General features: G+C 69.2%; 14 protein-coding genes. 10 read left to right on the forward strand and 4 right to left on the reverse strand.

The genetic code is table 11. The features are described 5' to 3' along the window. Positions 1-74 precede the first annotated feature (74 nt). Positions 75-1118 carry a winged helix DNA-binding domain-containing protein gene (locus tag AB0B45_RS38110; RefSeq protein WP_358141118.1) on the forward strand — a complete coding sequence of 348 codons (1044 nt, stop codon included), beginning with the start codon at positions 75-77 and terminating at the stop codon, positions 1116-1118. Here the strand turns inward: AB0B45_RS38110 and AB0B45_RS38115 are convergent. Then, positions 1105-2178 carry an epoxide hydrolase family protein gene (locus AB0B45_RS38115; protein WP_358141121.1) on the reverse strand — a complete coding sequence of 358 codons (1074 nt, stop codon included), beginning with the start codon at positions 2176-2178 and terminating at the stop codon, positions 1105-1107. The two genes, AB0B45_RS38110 and AB0B45_RS38115, sit on opposite strands and share 14 nt — an antisense overlap. Positions 2179-2230: 52 nt before the next feature. On the opposite strand from AB0B45_RS38115, the gene AB0B45_RS38120 reads away from it, so the two are divergent. Both AB0B45_RS38120 and AB0B45_RS38125 read left to right on the forward strand, forming a co-directional pair. Beyond that, positions 2231-3193, forward strand: a complete 963-nt coding sequence (locus AB0B45_RS38120) for a YafY family protein (RefSeq protein ID WP_358141124.1) — start codon at positions 2231-2233, stop codon at positions 3191-3193. Between the two features lie 5 nt (positions 3194-3198). Then, positions 3199-3609 carry an SRPBCC family protein gene (locus AB0B45_RS38125; protein ID WP_358141127.1) on the forward strand — a complete coding sequence of 137 codons (411 nt, stop codon included), beginning with the start codon at positions 3199-3201 and terminating at the stop codon, positions 3607-3609. On the opposite strand, the gene AB0B45_RS38130 is transcribed toward AB0B45_RS38125, so the two are convergent. After that, positions 3598-4224, reverse strand: a complete 627-nt coding sequence (locus AB0B45_RS38130; RefSeq protein WP_358141130.1) for a DsbA family oxidoreductase — start codon at positions 4222-4224, stop codon at positions 3598-3600. The genes AB0B45_RS38125 and AB0B45_RS38130 overlap by 12 nt on opposite strands. 265 nt (positions 4225-4489) lie before the next feature. Between AB0B45_RS38130 and AB0B45_RS38135 the strand changes: the two genes are divergently transcribed. The 3 genes from AB0B45_RS38135 to AB0B45_RS38145 all read left to right on the forward strand — a co-directional run bounded on the left by AB0B45_RS38135 (position 4490) and on the right by AB0B45_RS38145 (position 10102). Beyond that, complete coding sequence (locus AB0B45_RS38135) at positions 4490-5449, forward strand: alpha/beta hydrolase (RefSeq protein ID WP_358141133.1); 960 nt, start codon at positions 4490-4492, stop codon at positions 5447-5449. A 206-nt stretch (positions 5450-5655) separates the two neighbouring features. Beyond that, positions 5656-8124: a hypothetical protein gene (locus AB0B45_RS38140; protein WP_358141137.1), complete on the forward strand. Its 2469-nt coding sequence runs from the start codon at positions 5656-5658 to the stop codon at positions 8122-8124. Positions 8125-8146: 22 nt separating this feature from the next. Next, the gene (locus AB0B45_RS38145; protein ID WP_358141140.1) at positions 8147-10102 is read left to right on the forward strand and encodes a hypothetical protein; all 1956 of its coding nucleotides are present in this window, start codon (positions 8147-8149) and stop codon (positions 10100-10102) included. Positions 10103-11131: 1029 nt separating this feature from the next. Here the strand turns inward: AB0B45_RS38145 and AB0B45_RS38150 are convergent. Further along, positions 11132-11500 carry a hypothetical protein gene (locus AB0B45_RS38150; RefSeq protein ID WP_358141143.1) on the reverse strand — a complete coding sequence of 123 codons (369 nt, stop codon included), beginning with the start codon at positions 11498-11500 and terminating at the stop codon, positions 11132-11134. Positions 11501-11842: 342 nt separating this feature from the next. Between AB0B45_RS38150 and AB0B45_RS38155 the strand changes: the two genes are divergently transcribed. The 4 genes from AB0B45_RS38155 (at position 11843) to AB0B45_RS38170 (ending at position 14829) form a co-directional block, all read left to right on the forward strand. Further along, positions 11843-12307 (forward strand): hypothetical protein, encoded by a 465-nt coding sequence (locus AB0B45_RS38155; RefSeq protein ID WP_358141146.1) that lies wholly within the window; start codon positions 11843-11845, stop codon positions 12305-12307. 514 nt (positions 12308-12821) lie between these two features. Next, positions 12822-13391, forward strand: a complete 570-nt coding sequence (locus tag AB0B45_RS38160; RefSeq protein WP_358141149.1) for a TetR family transcriptional regulator — start codon at positions 12822-12824, stop codon at positions 13389-13391. A gap of 78 nt (positions 13392-13469) precedes the next feature. Beyond that, entirely contained in the window at positions 13470-14657 is a 1188-nt protein-coding gene (locus AB0B45_RS38165; RefSeq protein ID WP_358141152.1) for a ring-hydroxylating oxygenase subunit alpha, read from the forward strand. A 10-nt stretch (positions 14658-14667) separates the two neighbouring features. After that, entirely contained in the window at positions 14668-14829 is a 162-nt protein-coding gene (locus AB0B45_RS38170) for a 3-keto-5-aminohexanoate cleavage protein (RefSeq protein ID WP_358141155.1), read from the forward strand. Between the two features lie 217 nt (positions 14830-15046). Here the strand turns inward: AB0B45_RS38170 and AB0B45_RS38175 are convergent, their stop codons facing one another. Further along, positions 15047-16312: an MFS transporter gene (locus tag AB0B45_RS38175; protein ID WP_358141159.1), complete on the reverse strand. Its 1266-nt coding sequence runs from the start codon at positions 16310-16312 to the stop codon at positions 15047-15049. Positions 16313-16370: the final 58 nt, after the last annotated feature.

The raw sequence follows: 16370 nt of genomic DNA on the forward strand, positions 1-16370 counted from the left end.
AAGCCGGCGGCGAGCGCGGCGGCCAGACCGTCCCGCGCCGCCGACTGTCGGTGGCGCGCCCTAGGGTGGGTGCCGTGATCAGCCAGCGGGCGCTCAACCGCGCCACTCTCGCCAGGCAATTGCTGCTTCGCCGGCACGCGATGAGCCCGACGCAGGTCATCGAGCACCTCGTCGGCCTGCAGGCCCAGGCGCCGTTCCCGCCCTACTTCGGGCTCTGGTCGCGCATGGCGGCCTTCCAGCCGAAGGAGTTGGCCGAGCTGCTGGTCGACCGCCAGGTCGTGCGCATCACGCTGATGCGCGGCACCGTCCACCTGGTCAGCGCTCGCGATTGCCTGGCGATCAGGCCGCTCATCCAGCCCATGCTCACGCGGGCTCTGACGACCAGGCGGGTCAAGGGCATCGACCACGACGCCGTGGTCGCCGCGGGCAGGGCGCTGCTGACCGAGCGGCCGCTGTCGGTGAAGGCCATGACCCCGCTGCTGGCGGAGAGCTTCCCCGACGCCGCCCCCGGCGACCTGCCGGTGATCCTTCGCTGGCTGCTGCCCATGGTCCAGGTGCCGCCACGGGCGGTGTGGGGCAAGGCGGGCGACGCCGTCCTCACGCCCGTGGAGGCGTGGCTGGGTCGCGACCTCGACCCGGAGCCCGCCATCGAGCACCTGCTGCGGCGCTACCTCGCCGCCTTCGGCCCCGCCACGGTCGCCGACATGCAGGCCTGGTCGGGGATGACCGGGCTGCGCGCGGCGGCGGCCGGACTCGACCTGGTCGACCTCGGCGGCGGCCTGCTCGACCTGCCGGACGCGCCGCGCCCCGACGAGGACACACCCGCGCCCGTGCGCCTGGTCGCGCCCTTCGACAACCTGCTGCTCAGCCACGCCAACCGCACCAGGGTCATCTCCGACGAGCACCGCAAGAGCGTCATCACGATCAACGGCCAGGTCCACGGCACCGTCCTGGTCGACGGTTACGTCCACGGCATCTGGAAGCGCGACAAGACCGAGGTGACCGTCTCGCCGTTCGGCCCGCTGACCGCGGCCCAGCGCGAGGAGATCGAGGCCGAGGCCGTCGGCCTCCTCGCCTTCGCGGAGCCCGGCAAGCGGCCGTCCGTCAGATTCGGCTGAAGAACGCCTTGATGTCGGCGGCCAGGAGGTCGGGCTCCTCCATCGCGGCGAAGTGGCCGCCCCTGTCGAACTCGCTCCAGTGCACGATGGCGTTGGTCATCTCGGCCAGCGCTCGCACCGGCTTGGCGTTCTCCCTGGGGAAGACGGCGACGCCGGTCGGCACCTCCAGGCGCTCGGGCATGCCCCATGACTGGGCGAACTCGTAGTAGAGCTGCGCCGACGAGCCTGCGGTGCCGGTCAGCCAGTAGATCATCACGTTGGTGAGCATCCGGTCGCGGTCCACCGCGTCCTCCGGCACGTCCTTGGAGTCGGTCCACTCCTTGAACTTCTCCACGATCCACGCCAGCTGACCGACCGGCGAGTCGTGCAGGCCGTACGCCAGGGTCTGCGGCCTGGTGGCCTGGATCTTCAGGTATCCCGACCGGTCCTCGAAGGAGTCGTACTCGGCGCTCAGCTCGGACAGGTCGCCGAAGGGGAAGGTGAGCAGGAAGTTGACGTGTACGCCGATCACCCGATCGGGCTCGGCGATGCCCAGCTCGCGCGAGATGCCCGAACCCCAGTCGCCGCCCTGCGCGCCGTAGCGCTCGTAGCCGAGCCGGTTCATCAGCTCCGCCCACGCCCGAGCCACCCGCTTGAGGTCCCAGCCCGCCTCGCCGGTCGGCCCCGAGAAGCCGTAGCCGGGGATGGAGGGGATCACCAGATGGAAGTCCTGGGACAGGGGCTCGATGACGTCGAGGAACTCCACGATCGACCCCGGCCAGCCGTGCGTGAGGATCAGCGGCGTGGCGTCCTCGCGCGGCGAGCGGACGTGGACGAAATGGACGTTCGTGCCGTCGATTTCGGTGGTGAACTGCGGCAGGGAGTTCAGCCGCGCCTCCTGCGCGCGCCAGTCGTAGCGCTCCGCCCAGTAGGTCACCAGCTCTCGGAGGTAGCCGGTGGGGACGCCGCGGCTCCAGCCCTGGCCCGGGATCTCCGAGGGCCACCGGGTACGGCCCAGGCGCTCGCGAAGGTCGTCGAGGTCGGCCTGCGGGACATCGATGCGGAACTCCTTGATTTCCATGCTTCGACAGTAGAACCAATAAAGGACAGTTCCCGCCCTTAATATGAAGACCGTGACACCAACCCGGCTGCTGCGCCTGCTGTCGCTCTTCCAGTCCCGCCGCGACTGGACCGGCGCCGAGCTGGCCGAACGCCTCGAGATCGACGTGCGCACGCTCCGGCGCGACATCGAGCGGCTGCGCGAGCTCGGCTACCCGGTCCACGCGGCCAGGGGAGTGGCGGGCGGCTACCGCCTCGGCGCGGGAGCGGCGCTGCCGCCGCTGCTGCTCGACGACGAGGAGGCGGTCGCGGTCGCCGTCGGCCTGCGCACCGCCGCAGGGGGCACGGTCGCCGGCATCGAGGAGAGTTCGGTGCGGGCGCTGGCCAAGTTGGAGCAGGTGCTGCCTTCTCGACTGCGCCACCGCGTCAGCGTGCTGCAGGACGCCACGGTCACGATGGAGGGCGGCCTCCCGCAGGTCGACCACACCACGCTCACCACGATCGCCGGCGCCTGCCGCGACCGGCAGCGTCTGCGCTTCGACTACCTCGACTTCCGGGGCCAGGCGGCCCGGCGGCAGGTCGAGCCGCTGCGCCTGGCCCACCTCGGGCGCCGCTGGTACCTGCTGGCGTGGGACGTCGACAGGTCCGACTGGCGTACCTTCCGCGTCGACCGCGTCGCCGCCCCCACGCTCGGCGCCCGCTTCCCCGCGCGGCGGCCGCCCGCCGACGACCTGGCCGACTACATCTCCCGCAGGGTCAGCAGCTCCGTCTACCGCTACCGTGCCCGTGTCACCGTGCACGCCCCCATCGAGCGGGTACGGCAGAGCGTCAGCCCCACCAAGGGCACGCTCACCCCCATCGACGAGAACTCGTGCCTGCTCGACCTCGGCGCCGACTCGCTGCAAGGCATCGCCTACCTCATCGGGATGCTCGGCGTGGAGTTCGAGGTGCACGAACCGCCCGAGTTGCCCACCGCGCTGGCCGAGCTGGCGGGGCGGCTGCTGCGCGGGGCGGGCATGGGGCCGGCCGTACAGTAGGGATCATGCCGACCCGCATGGCCGTCGCCGTCCCGGCAGAGGTGCCCGCCGAGCGGCTGTTCCAGGTTCTGACCGACTGGCCGAGGCACCCCGAGTGGATGTTCCTGACCACCGCCCACGTGGTCGCGGGCGACGGGCGAGGCGTGGGCAGCGAACTGGCCGCCTTCACCGGGCTCTGGCGGCTCGGCTTCGTCGACACGATGGTCATCACCAGGTGGGAGCCGCCCACGAGGGTCGCGGTCACGCACACGGGGCTGCTGGTGCGCGGCACGGGTGTGTTCAGGATCGCGGGCGGCCGCCTCATCTGGGCCGAGGAGCTGACGCTTCCGCTCGGCCCGCTGATCCGACCCGTGGCCAGGGCGTTCATGCGCTGGTCGCTGCGGCGGCTGGTCAGGCTGGCCGCGTCACACCCGTGATCGGCCGGCCTGCTCGAACAGGGCGCGCAGCGCGGCGGGAGGCTGTACGCCGGAGAAGGGCGGACCCCCGTCGATCACGACCGACGGGACGCCGCTGACGCCCAGCTCGGCGGCGCGGCGCTCGTCGGCCCTGACGTCGGCGGCGTAGGCGTCGCCGGCCAGCATGTCGCGCACCTCGGCGGCCTCCAGTCCCACCTCGACGCCCAGACGTTCCAGCACCCGGAGGTCGGCCACGTCGAGCCCTTCTGTGTGGTAGCCGCGGAACAGGCGCTCCATCATCTGGTCGGCCAGGCCGTGGTCGGCTGCCAGGTGGGACAGCCGGTGGGCGTCGAAGCTGCTGACGGGACGGGCGGCGTGCAGGTCGAGTTCCAGGCCGTCCGCGGCGCCGATGGCCTGGATCTTCGCTACTCTGGCGGGCGCCTGGTCACCCCACCAGGCGACCATCGCCTCTGCGGCCGTCTCGCCCGGCGTCCGGCTCGCGCCAGGGTCCAGCTCGAAGCTCCTCCAGACGAGCTCCGGCCGGTCGCGGCCCTGAAGGTCCGCCAGCGCCGCCCCGACGCGGCGCTTGCCGATGTAGCACCACGGGCACAGCACATCGGTGAAGATCTCGATCACGTGCGTGTTCCTTCGTCTCCATGGGTGGGGTTCGATCCTGCAACCTCAACCACGCTTGAGATCAAATCCGACCTGGTCGCGGCATCGGGGTGCTCGCCGCCCGTTCAGCTCACGGTGTCTACGCGAGGCCGGCGGCAGGGGTCATTCGTCGGTCGAGGCCGATAATGGAATCACTCCATGATGCGCTGACAAACGATCGCGACGGAGGGACATGAGTCAATCCCATCTGGTTCACCGGCGCGGTCCGCGCAGGGGATCCTTTGGGTTGGTCGGTCTCCTGCTCATCACGGCATGCGGCACGGCCACCACGAATTCCACGCCATCGGCAAGCACCGGTACGAAAGCCGCGGCGGCCTTCTCGCGGCTGGTCGACATCGGCGGTGGCCGCAAGATGTATATGGAATGTCGCGGAAGCGGGTCTCCCACAGTCATTCTCGTGCCGGGCCTCGTCGCCGCCGCCGATACCTGGAGTCATGTGACCGACTCCGCCGGTACCAGGAAACCCAGCCCCTCCGCCGTCTACCCCGGAGTCGGAGAGTTCACCAGAGTCTGTTCCTACGATCGCCCGGGAACGGCACGGGAGAACGGGGAGTTCACCACCTCGACGCCGGTGTCGCAGCCCACCACGCCGGAGGGTGACGTCGCCGACCTGCGTGCGCTGTTGAAGGCGGCACACGTGCGTGGCCCCTACGTGCTTGTCGGATGGTCGGCAGGCGGTCCGATCGTCAGGATCTATGCAGGCGAGTACCCGCACGAGGTGTCCGGTCTTGTGCTCGTCGACGCGGAGGCGGAGTTTCTGCAGTCGGAGCTCACGCCCGAGCAATTCGAAATCTTCCTTGCGCTGATCCGTAAGGACGACGAGAAGCGCGTCGCCCAGTGGAAGGATGTCGAAAGACAAGATCCTGCGACCGTCTTCGACCAGGTCCGCGCCGCGCCTCCGCCGCCGAAGATTCCCGTGGTCGTGCTGTCAGGAGACCGATTCGACGTCGACGCATTCCGTGCGCGCCTGCCGGCCGGTGCCCCAGCGGACTATCCTCACGTCTTCTGGCGGGCGCAAATGGCCGCGCAAAAAAGTCTCGCGCGGGAGTTTCCCGGCGCGAGGCACATCACGAAGACGAACAGCGACCACAATATCCAGAACAACCGGCCGCGGCTCGTCATCGATGCGATTCGCGATGTCGTCGAGCAGGCCCGACGGCAGAGCGGCAGGCCTTCACCGTCGTGACAAGGCGCCGGGTCTGAGCTTGGACGATGAGAGGCGGGCCAGGGCGGCGGCGCTACCGGCTCGACGGCATGCCGCACTGTCGTTGCGCGAATGTGCGCAAGATGGGTCTTGCTCGATCGTTTCCGCGCATGGTACGAATGGCGCAATATCGGTCCGGCCCGTAATGGGTCGGGCCTCGCTGTGCTCGTTCCAGAGAGGAACGCGTCATGCATCTGCGCTCCGGCTTAGCCCGTGTCCTCTGCCTCGTCGTCCTGCTCGCGACCGCCCTCGTCATCCCCTCCGCCGCCCGAGCGGCCGACGTCAGGATCGCCAACCACGGTTTCGAGGAAGGCTCCTCAGCCCTGACCGGCTGGACCCAGTCACACGGCACCACGGGCGTCTCGCCCAGCACCGAGCGGGCCTGGCGCGGAGCGCGCAGCGCCCGCCTCGCCGACACCTCCGCCGACGCCGCGGTCGGCCTGCAGAGCGGGCAGGTGCCCGTCACCGCAGGGAAGACCTACGTCGCCTTCGCCAAGGTCTACCTGGCCGGCGGGCGCGCCGACCTCTACCTGCGGTTCTGGAACGGTGCGACGCTCGTCGACTCCGAGTACACCCAGGTCGCCGCGCCCCTGAACGAGTGGAGCGACGTACGGGTCGTCGCCACCGCTCCTGCGGGAGCCACCCGCGCGAGCATCCTGCTCTACTCGGGAGTCGGCGGCACCGGCACCAGCTTCTGGGACGAGATCCTTTTCACCGCGCAGGTCACCAACCTCGGGGTCCAGGTGGAGAACTCCGCGCCCAACGGTACGACGTTCGGCATCGGCCCCAACCAGGACAAGATCTACGCCATCTACACCGGCACCCAGAACGACACCCCGCAGCTCGCCGTGATCGACGCCGACACCGAGACCGCCGTGCAGCGTGTGCCGATCCCCGGCGCGACCGGCGGCTGGGCCGCGACGACGGCCACCGACGGCACCGTCTACCTGGGCACCTACAGCAACGCGGGCGTCTACCGGCACACCCCGGGCTCCGGCTCGGTGAGCCTGGTCGGCGAGGCGGCGGGCACCGCCTCGTTCGTGTGGTGCCTGACGCCCGGACGCAACGGCAAGGTGTACGGCGGCACCTACGACACCGGCGCCTTCTTCAAGTACGAGCCGGCCGACAGCGCGCTGACCCCCATCGGCTCCACCCCCATCCAGGCGGGCAAGAAGTATGTGCGCAGCATCGCCTACGACACCGCCGCCAACGTGACCTACCTCGGCACCGGGACGAACGCGGCGCTCGTGCGCTTCGACAACACCTCGGGAGCCAAGGCCGACCTGCTGCAGTCGCTGCCCGCGCGGCTGCGCGCCGGCTCCATGGTCACCACACTCAAGCTCACCGGCGGCAAGCTGTTCGCCAGGATCGACACCACGCTGATCGTGCTGTCGATGTCCGGCGCCACCCCGACCCTCGAGGCGGAGATCACCGGCACCTCGGCCGACCTGTCCGACGAGCGCGACGGCAAGGTCTACTACGCCAAGGGCACCGCCCTGTACGCCTACGACATCGCCTCGAAGACCGAGCGCGCGGTCGGCGTCGACCTCGGCATGGACCCGACCTCCTTCGGTTGGGTCAGGCTCGCGGGCGATGCCGACCACACGCTGGTCGCGCTGGGCGCCGCCGCCAACAGGACCCGCCTGTTCAAGTACCACCCGGTCAGCGGCGTCACCCGCTCCGTCGAGGTCTCGGGCGCGCCCGTCCTGCCCGCCGCGATCAACGCGATCGCCGGGGGACCCGACGGGAAGATCTACAGCGGGGCCTTCTTCACCGGCGGCATGGGCGTCCACGACCCGATGCGCGGCGACGAGGACGACCTGCGCGCCGACCTCATGCGCCGGGCGGGCTTCTCGCAGACAGACTCGATGCTGAGCCACAAGGGGCGGCTCTACGTCGCCACCTATCCGGGCGCCAAGGTCTACGAGTACGACCCCGCCGGCCCATGGGACTTCGGTACGAACCCGAGGCTGCTGTTCGCGCTGGCCGGCGACCACCAGTCGCGGCCCTACGCGCTCGCGGGCGCGCCGGACGGCAAGCTGTTCGTCGGCACCGTGCCCGACTACGGACGCTACGACGGCGCGCTGTCGATCTACGATCCGGCGACCGGCGCCGTCACCGTGCGCAGGAACATCGTCCCCGACCAGTCCGTGGTCTCGCTCGCCTACCACGACGGGCTCGTCTACGGCGGCACCTCCACCCGCGGCGCGCTCGGCACCTCCGATCCCCTGGCCGAGGCCGCGGTGTTCTTCAGCTACGACCCGGCCACCGGCGACCTGGTCCCGAGGCGGCTGCCGGGCGCCGCGGCCGACGCCACCACCATCACCGACCTCACCGTGGTCGACGGCAGGATCTGGGGCTTCGCCGAGGGCTACCTGTTCGTCTTCGACCCCGCCGTCGGCGACTTCGTGTACCACGCGAAGAAGTTCTCCGACGTCGGCACCGAGAAGTGGCGCGACGCCGACCTGCGCACGGCGGCCAAGGACACCGCCCACGTGTACGGCACGGCGGGCGACCACCTGTTCAAGATCGCGAAGTCGACCTACGCGGTCACCGAGCTCATCCCCGAGACGCCAGGCCTCGACGGTCTGGCCACCGACGACCTCGGCAACCTCTATTACAAGATCGTCGGAAGGCTGTACCGCTATGCCTTCTGAGCACCACACGAGAGGCACATCGATGAGGAAGACACGGTTCGCCGCCGTGCTGGCGACGGCATTGGCCGTCGGCCTGACCTGCCTGCCCGCCCCGGCCACCGCCGCCCCGGCGATCGAGGACAGCGCCCCCGCCGCGCCGGTGGTCGAGGACCTCGGCCCCGCTTCGGAGGTGACCTCGATCAGCGCGGCCGAGTTCGTGGGCGACCGGCTCTACCTGGGCACCGGCGGCATCAAGCCGACGCGGCTCGGCGCCTACGACCCCGCACAGCGCAAGGTCACCTCGGTCACCGAGCTGCCCACGGGTGACGGCACGTGGGCGGCGGCCGCCGTCGGCACCGACCTGTACGTCGGCACCTACACCCCCGGCGACATCCACAAGGTCGACACCCGCACCGGCACGGCCACGAAGGTCGCCGACGTGAAGCCGGACAACTTCATCTGGTGCCTCGACGCCGCCCCCGACGGCAAGATCTACGCGGGCACCTACCCGCGCGGGCGCGTGGTCGAGTACGACCCTGCCACCGGCCAGACCCGCGACTTCGGCCAGGCCGTCGCCGGCGAGCAGTACGTGCGCAGCATCGCCGTGGACGACACCACCATCTACGCGGGCGTGGGTGCGAAGGCGCATCTGATCGCCATCGACAGGGTCACCGGCGCCAAGCGGGAGATCCTGCCGGCCGAACTGGCCGACCGCACCTTCGTCGGGACCCTGGCCCTGGAGGGCGGCCTGCTGGCGGCGGGGCTGTCGGCGACCGGTGACCTGATGCTGATGGAGACCGCCGATCCGTCGCGCCACGTGCTGGTGGACGCGCCCGGCGACTCCTACGTCACGGCCATCGGCATCGCCGCGCCCAACAACGACGTCTACTTCGGCACCAGGCCGTCGGGCACGCTCTACCGCTACGACCGCGACACCGCCAAACTCGACAAGCTGGCGGTGCCGTACGACGGGGCGTCGTTCACCCGCATCTTCATCGGCGGCGGGAAGGTGACGGGGGTGCTCACCAGCTCGATCGTGGAGTACGACCTGGCCACGGGCGAGCTGACCGGCGTCGACCTCACGCAGGCGGGCATGCCGCCCGCGCCCGAGCTGGCGATGGCCGTCACCGCGACGCGTGACCAGGTGCTGGTCAGTGGCAAGGCGGGCGTCCAGGTGCACGACGTGGCCACCGGGGCGAGCACGCGCACGTTCGTGCCGGGCGAGGCCAAGGCGATGACCGTCGTCGGAAAGCAGGTCTACCTGTCGATCTACACGCTCGCCTACGTGTTCGGGATGCGCCAGGACGGCAGCGACCTGAAGCGCCTCACCAGGGTCGGCGAGGAGCAGAACCGCCCGCTCGACGCCCACTACGACCGTCTGCTCGGGCGGCTGCTGATCGGCACCCAGCCGGAGTACGGCCTGCACGGCGGCGCCCTCGCCCTCTACGACCCGCGCCGCGACAAGATGGAGGCGTTCAGGAACGTCGTCCAGAACCAGTCGATCCGCTCGGTCACCAGCATGCTCGGCACCGCCTACGTCGCCAGCGAGATCGCCGGCGGCCTCGGCACCACGCCTGTCGAGAAGGAGGCCAAGCTCGCGGCCTTCGACCTGCTGACCAAGCGGGTTCGCTGGTCGGTCGTGCCCGTGCCCGGCGCGACGTCGATCTCCGACCTGGTCGCGCACCGGGGCAAGCTGTACGGCATCGCCGACACCGGCGTGCTGTTCGAGTTCGACCCGTGGCGCAAGCAGGTCACCCGTACGCTCCAGGTGCCGCTCAGCGCGGCGCGCAGCGGCACGCTCGTGGAGACGCACGGCCGCGTCTACGGCACCGACGGCAAGACGATCTACCGGCTCGACCCGTCCGCCATGACGATCTCCCCGGTGGTCGAAGGGCTCAACGCGGAGGCCTACGGCACCCAGCCGCTGCTGGCCGCCGCTCCCGACGGCCGCGCCCTCTACGCCCTGCGCGCCAGAAACCTGGTACGCGTCACCCTCTGAGGACGATGAGCGGCCTCGGCCATCGTGGAGGCCCCGACCCGGTGCTCCGCGGTGGCCAGGGCGCTCGAAGCGATCAGAGCGAGCCTCCCCCGTGAGCCGGGCGAGCAGGCCCTGCGGGACCTGGTGCACGAGTGCAAGACCAAGGGCCCGGCGTATCGAACCACGGTGCAGACCACGCTGCGCGCCTCCTACACCAACCACTACCGCCGGGGCCTGATCGCGCTGCTGGAGACCCTGGAGTTCAAGAGCACCAACACCGCCTACCAGCCCATGATCAAGGCGCAGGAACTCGTGCGCCGCTACGCCAAAGCGGGAGCGCCTGCCTCTCGGCGGAAGCACCGGCCTGGTCCAGACAGGCAATCAGGCGTAGATCACGACTTGGGCCGGGGCACCCGATGGGCGCGGACCCGGCAGGCGTGTGAGCACCGTCGTTGCGGCGATGAGTTCGGCCAGGCCCGGCGCTTCGAAGACCGATCCGTTGGTTGCCGTCCGGGTGACGCCGGGAGCAACCGCGTTCACCGTGATTCCTCGGCATGTCGGTTGGTCGTGTGGATGTCGATGTCTCAAGGCTCTATCGGGCCCTTCGCGGAGCACGCCTCGCATCTGGTCCAGCGACACTGTTTCCGGCGGGAGGTCCGCCAGCCACCAGGTGGCGCCCGCCTTGGCGGAGAGCGTCGGATCGGCGCCAAGCGAGAGGGCGACGCGATGTCATACGGGCTCGTCTTTTGCTGGCGGAGATCGGTGATGGCCGGTCGTCGGAGTTCCTTCGACAGCTCGAGGAGGGTGTCCAGGGAGCGGCCGAGCATCGATTCCGAACAAGATCAACAAACAGCGCTCTTACCGGCACCCCTTGCTGGGTCATGGGAGGGTCACGAGGTGACCACAACGCCGCTCATCGAGAATGTCTGGGTCTTTCACCGAACGGGTCAGTGGTGCCCCGGCCGCCGGATCGGAGAGGTTGTCGCCTACGACGCACGGCTCTTACCCGAGTATCAAGTGGCCGGACGGCCGACCATCGATCGCAGCTTCCTATTGCTCGACCAAGGCATCCAGTTGACCAGGCCCGTTGTGTTCGCGGGCCCGGTAGAGGGTTGGTGGTACATCGACCTGGTCGAGGTTGAACTGACCGAGACTGGACTTGTCGTCCATGACCTCTACGTTGACTTCCTGGTGCCACCCGGTGCTGATCGTTACCACGTCCTGGACCTCGACGAGCTTGCTGAAGCCCTCCACCAGGGCCAGATCACGGCCGCTCAGTGCGCCACGGTCCTTACCCGAACGCAACGCTTCATCGACCGACACCTGCGTGCAAACGAGGAAGGTTCCGTTGATCCTCCGCACCAGTTTCCGCCGGCCAGCATCGCAGTACTTGAGTCGCTTCCTTGCTTCTTCGAACAATCACCAAGGACCGACGTGCAGCCAGGGCCAGGGACATGACTCCGTCCCAGGTCCTCCGGGGATGCCACCTGGCTCCCTCGACGGCAACTCATCGGAGTCGAATAGCGCGGGTTACCAGTTGCGGCCGCGGAAACACGGTCGCCGTCGTTATCACGATGTCCGGCGCCCGACTCATTCTTGACTGTCCGGACCGAAACCTAGGAGCGGCGCGGGCAACCGTCACTGCCGGTCAGCTGCGGAAACGCTCTATTTTGCCCCACTGGTCTGGGTGTGGCCCGTTCCGATCCTGGATAGCTACTCTATGAGTATGTACGAATACACAAGGTATCCAGTGAGGGATCTATGGGACTTCCAAAAGGACGATTCTCCATCTACCGGGGCACGGAGCTACACACCCAGAGCCGGCTGGACTTCGCGTACGGCACACAGTCCACCGTCGGCCACCCTTCGCATCTGGTGGACACCAAGTGGCTGTGCTGGGGCGCCGTCGAGTCCGCCCAGGCGCGCTTCCGCGCGGTAGACGGCGAGGAAGAGGACGGCGGCTGGAGCTGCCGAATGAAAATCGACGACGGCCCCTACGCCGGCCACTGGCTGGACTCCAGCGACGGCTACGTCTGCGCCGTAGGCTCCTCAAGCCAGCGGTGGAGGTTCCTTGGCAGCGGCGACCACTACGAATGGTGGCAAGACGGACGGCCGGTAGTGATCAGCGACCACAAGCCCGCCTCCAACGTGGGCAGCGGCCAGCAACTTCGCGCCCAGCTCGGCGCCACCCCGCAGATGTACACCGTCAGCCGGATCGACGGCTAAGTCTTGTCGTTAACCTCTGATCTTCGCGAATGCCGCATCCGCCAGCTCGGGTGATGTATCACCGCATGGTGGATTGGGCGAGTTCCTGGACGAGGTGCTGCTCGGGCTCCTCGTCCCGGACTGGAAGTCGGCCTCGAAGGCCTAACTCTGATCTTCGCGTTCGGGACTTCGTGAACATGTCGGGCCGTGGCTAGCAGTAGCTGGTCAGGTGGCGCGGCGGGGTTTTGGTGCCTTTGCGGCGATGAGTCTAAGCGCCGGTCGCTAAACCCTGCCCATCGCGATCACAGGAACTTCTGCGATCGCGATGGGTACCCGGCCACACCGAACTCCCCTGGACGGCCGCGTCTGAGGGAGTTCGGCCCCGATCCGGCATAGGCCTCCGCCGTCTGGCCCACGCCAACGACCCCGAGAGGGGCCGTATCCGAGAGATCTCGGATACGGCCCTCGGGGAAGAATGGAACCCGAGTGGGGGCCTACTAAGGTTGTGGATGTGAGTCCGAGATCCGTGCGCGCGATGGACGCCGATGAGAAAGTCGACCGGCAGGCGCGGATCCTCGAGGCGGTGCTTCGGCTCTTGTCCCTGCAGGGCATATCCGGGGTCAGTATGCGTGCCGTCGCGCGTGAGGCTGGGGTCTCGTTGGGGCTGGTGAACTACTACTACGAGGACAAGACGAGCCTGATCCGTGCGGCCCTGCACCGCATCGAGGAACAGGACATCGCGCTGGTCGAGCCGGACCTCACCCTGGAACCGGAAGAGCGGCTGCGTGCCGCGCTGAAGCGAGTGGCGGACCCGGAGTTCCTGACGACGGAGTACCTCTCCCTGCGACTTCAGCTCTGGGCGCTGGCCCAGGCCCACGAGGACTTCGAGCGCATCAACACGGTGGCCCAGAAACGCTACCGCGCTGGGCTCGCCGCCCTTGTCCGTGCGGCCCGCCCCGAGTTGTCGCGCGGCGAGTGCGAAAGGCGGGCCGCCGACATCGACGTCATCCAGAACGGCTTGTGGCTCACGGCCCTGCTGGGGCTCGACCGCGACTCGATCAGCAGGAACGTCACTCGCTGCGAGGAAATCGCACTCGCCGACTGACCTGTTGCGCGACGGCAAATCTGAACGAACGTCCAGGAGTGCATTGAACGATCGTTCAAACACTCGTATGCTCCCACCATGGCACCAGTCACGCTGGACGACGTACGCCGCGTCGGCACCGGGTTCCACGAGGCCCCCGAACGATCGATGTCGCTGCGGTCGGAGGCGTACACGGACCCACGGTGGCTCGAGGCCGACGTCCGGGCGATCTTCGCCCGCACCTGGCAGTGGATCTGCCACGGGGAGAAGCTCAAGTCGCCGGGCAGCTACGTGTCGGCCACCGTGGCCGGCATGCCGATCGCGATCGTCCGTGATCGTGACGGAGCGCTGCGCGCGTTCTACAACGTCTGCAAGCACCGCGCCCATGAGCTGCTCGCGGGCTCCGGCACCACGCGCAACATCGTCTGCCCCTACCACGCATGGACCTACGGCCTCGACGGGCAGCTGAAGGCGGCTCGTCGCGCCGACAGGATGGAGACCTTCGACAAGAGCGAGATCTGCCTCGACCAGGTGTTGGTGGAGGAGTTCGGTGGATTCGTCTACGCGAACCTGGACCGGGGCGCCGCTCCCTTGGGCGAGCAGGCCGGGGATCTGGCGGCCGACATCGCCAGGTGGGCCCCCGACGTGGCCAGACTGACGCACGCGAAGCGGTTGACCTACGACGTCGCGTCCAACTGGAAGAACGTCATCGACAACTTCCTGGAGTGCTACCACTGTCACATCGCCCACAAGGAGTTCGTCGACCTCGTCGACATGGACACCTACGAGGTGAAGACCCACGGCATCTGGTCGAGCCACTTCGCCGAGGCCGGCAAGCACGAGAACGCAGCGTACGACGTCTCGGGTGCGTCAGTCACGCAGCACGCGGTGTGGTGGCTGTGGCCCAACACCTGTCTGCTGCGATACCCCGGTCGCGGCAACTTCATGGTCTTCCAGGTCGTTCCGGCCGGTCCCGGCCGGACCCTGGAGACCTGGGACTTCTACTTCGAGACGGCCGAGCTCGAGGACGCCGAGGTGCAGTCGGTGCGGTACATCGACGAGGTGCTGCAGCAGCAGGACATCGCGCTGGTCGAGAGCGTCCAGCGGGGCATGAGCACCCCGGCCTTCGACCAGGGCCGCATCGTTTACGACCCCTCCGGCTCAGGGCTGTCCGAGCACGGCGTGCATCACTTCCACGGCCTCGTCCTCGACGCCTACCGGTCGTGGGTGGAAGGGGCCGCCGCCGAGCGCGATCGCGGGGACGCCGTCCCCACTCTCACCGCCTAGAGGAACGGCCATGTCGAGGCCCGTCATCATCACCTACGCGCCCACCGGCGGCATTCACACGCCGACGACGTCACCGCACCTGCCGGTGACACCGGACGAGATGAGGTCGCCACCCCGGCGCAGGCCCGGGAGCGGCTCGGTCTCAAGGGAGCCGACCATGTCACCCTTCTGAGCTGTCACCTTCTGAGCGCGCCTCGTCGCCCATCGAGGTCGCCCGTGTCGCCTCGCCCGGCGGCGGAGTGATCGGCCAGAGCTGGACCGCCCTGTTCCTGGCCGCCGGAAAGTCGGTCACGCTGTTCGATCCCGACCCGGCCGCGGAGGGGCGGGTCCGCCGCGCGGTGGAGACAGCGTGGCCGCGGTTCTCAAAGGAAATGGCCAGGGGCCTGCGCTCAACGGCTGCGCGCTGCGACGACGACCGGCACGATGGCCAGCGCGAGGATACCGCCGCCGACGGCCAGGAGAGGATAGCCGGCGGCGGCGACGACCAGGCCCGAGGCCATGCCGCCCACGGCGCCCGCGATGGCGATGGAGACATCGACCAAGCCCTGGGTCCTGGCACGGGTGGCCAACGGGACAGCGTCGGTGACGATCGCGGTGCCGCTGACGAGACCGAGATTCCAGCCCACACCCAGCAACGTGAGAGCCACCGCGAACACGGCGACGGAACCGTCAGGGGCGTTGGCCGCGACGATCCCGGCGGCCAGCATGACCAGCGCGGAGACGGCGGCGACCGTGCGCCGGCCGTACCGGTCGACGAGCCAGCCGGACAGGGGCGCGGGCAGATACATCGCCCCGATGTGGATGGCGATGACGAGGCCGGAGGCGGCGGCGCCGTGGCCGTGGTCGTGCATGTGGACCGGCGTCATCGTCATGATCGCGACCATGACCAACTGGGTGATCGCCATGACCAGCGCACCCACCAGTACGCCGGAGCGGCGCCATCCGACCGGCGGCCGCACCCGGTCGCCGGCACCGCCTGGACGCGCGAACGCCGCGGCGGCACGTTCGGCCTCCATCGTGCGGGCCAGCAGCAGCGGGTCGGGACGCAGCCAGATGGCCAGGACCAGGGCGGCTGTTGCATAGGCGGCACCCGAGAGCAGGAACAGCCCGGCCAGACGGGGGATGCCGAGGGCATGAGCGAGGTCGCCGGCGGGCGCGGCGAGATTGGGGCCGACCACGCCGCCCAGGGTGGTGGCGACCAGCACCGTGGACACGGCGCGGGCTCGGTGCTCGGGAGCCGCCAGGTCGCTGCCGGCGTACCGGGCCAGCAGGTTGGTGGCCGTGCCGGCGCCGTAGACGAACATCGCGACGAACAGCAGGACGGAGTCGCCGGCGACGGCGGCAGCGATGACGCCCGCGCTGCCGACGGCACCGGCCAGGTACCCGGCGGCAAGGCCGGGGCGACGGCCGCGCGCCTGAGAGATACGCCCGACCACGATGGCCGCCAGCGCGGAACCGGCGGTGGCCAGGGCGCTGAGCAGACCGGCAAGGCCGGTGGAGCCGAGCATGTCCTGCGCAAGCAGGGCCCCTACGGTCACACCGGCCGCCAGGCCGGCGCCGCTGAGGACCTGAGCGGCGATCAAGACGATCAGGACGCGGCGCTGCGCCTGAGACTGCGGGAGATCCTGGATCCGAGCGGGCACGGTAGTCGTCACAAAAGAGTTCTTTCGCTAGGCGTGACCCTGCCGGACGGTGCCACCGGCGGGTCTGGCA

The sequence above is a fragment of the Nonomuraea sp. NPDC049152 genome, assembly GCF_040648355.1.
GTDB lineage: Bacteria > Actinomycetota > Actinomycetes > Streptosporangiales > Streptosporangiaceae > Nonomuraea.

Excerpts from the sequence above, each read along its gene's own strand:
- AB0B45_RS38170 (WP_358141155.1), top strand. The coding sequence starts at position 14,668 with ATGTCGAGGCCCGTCATCATCACCTACGCGCCCACCGGCGGCATTCAC.
- AB0B45_RS38160 (WP_358141149.1), top strand. The coding sequence starts at position 12,822 with ATGGACGCCGATGAGAAAGTCGACCGGCAGGCGCGGATCCTCGAGGCG.
- AB0B45_RS38140 (WP_358141137.1), top strand. The coding sequence starts at position 5,656 with ATGCATCTGCGCTCCGGCTTAGCCCGTGTCCTCTGCCTCGTCGTCCTG.
- AB0B45_RS38165 (WP_358141152.1), top strand. The coding sequence starts at position 13,470 with ATGGCACCAGTCACGCTGGACGACGTACGCCGCGTCGGCACCGGGTTC.
- AB0B45_RS38155 (WP_358141146.1), top strand. The coding sequence starts at position 11,843 with ATGGGACTTCCAAAAGGACGATTCTCCATCTACCGGGGCACGGAGCTA.
- AB0B45_RS38145 (WP_358141140.1), top strand. The coding sequence starts at position 8,147 with ATGAGGAAGACACGGTTCGCCGCCGTGCTGGCGACGGCATTGGCCGTC.
- AB0B45_RS38125 (WP_358141127.1), top strand. The coding sequence starts at position 3,199 with ATGCCGACCCGCATGGCCGTCGCCGTCCCGGCAGAGGTGCCCGCCGAG.
- AB0B45_RS38115 (WP_358141121.1), bottom strand. The coding sequence starts at position 2,178 with ATGGAAATCAAGGAGTTCCGCATCGATGTCCCGCAGGCCGACCTCGAC.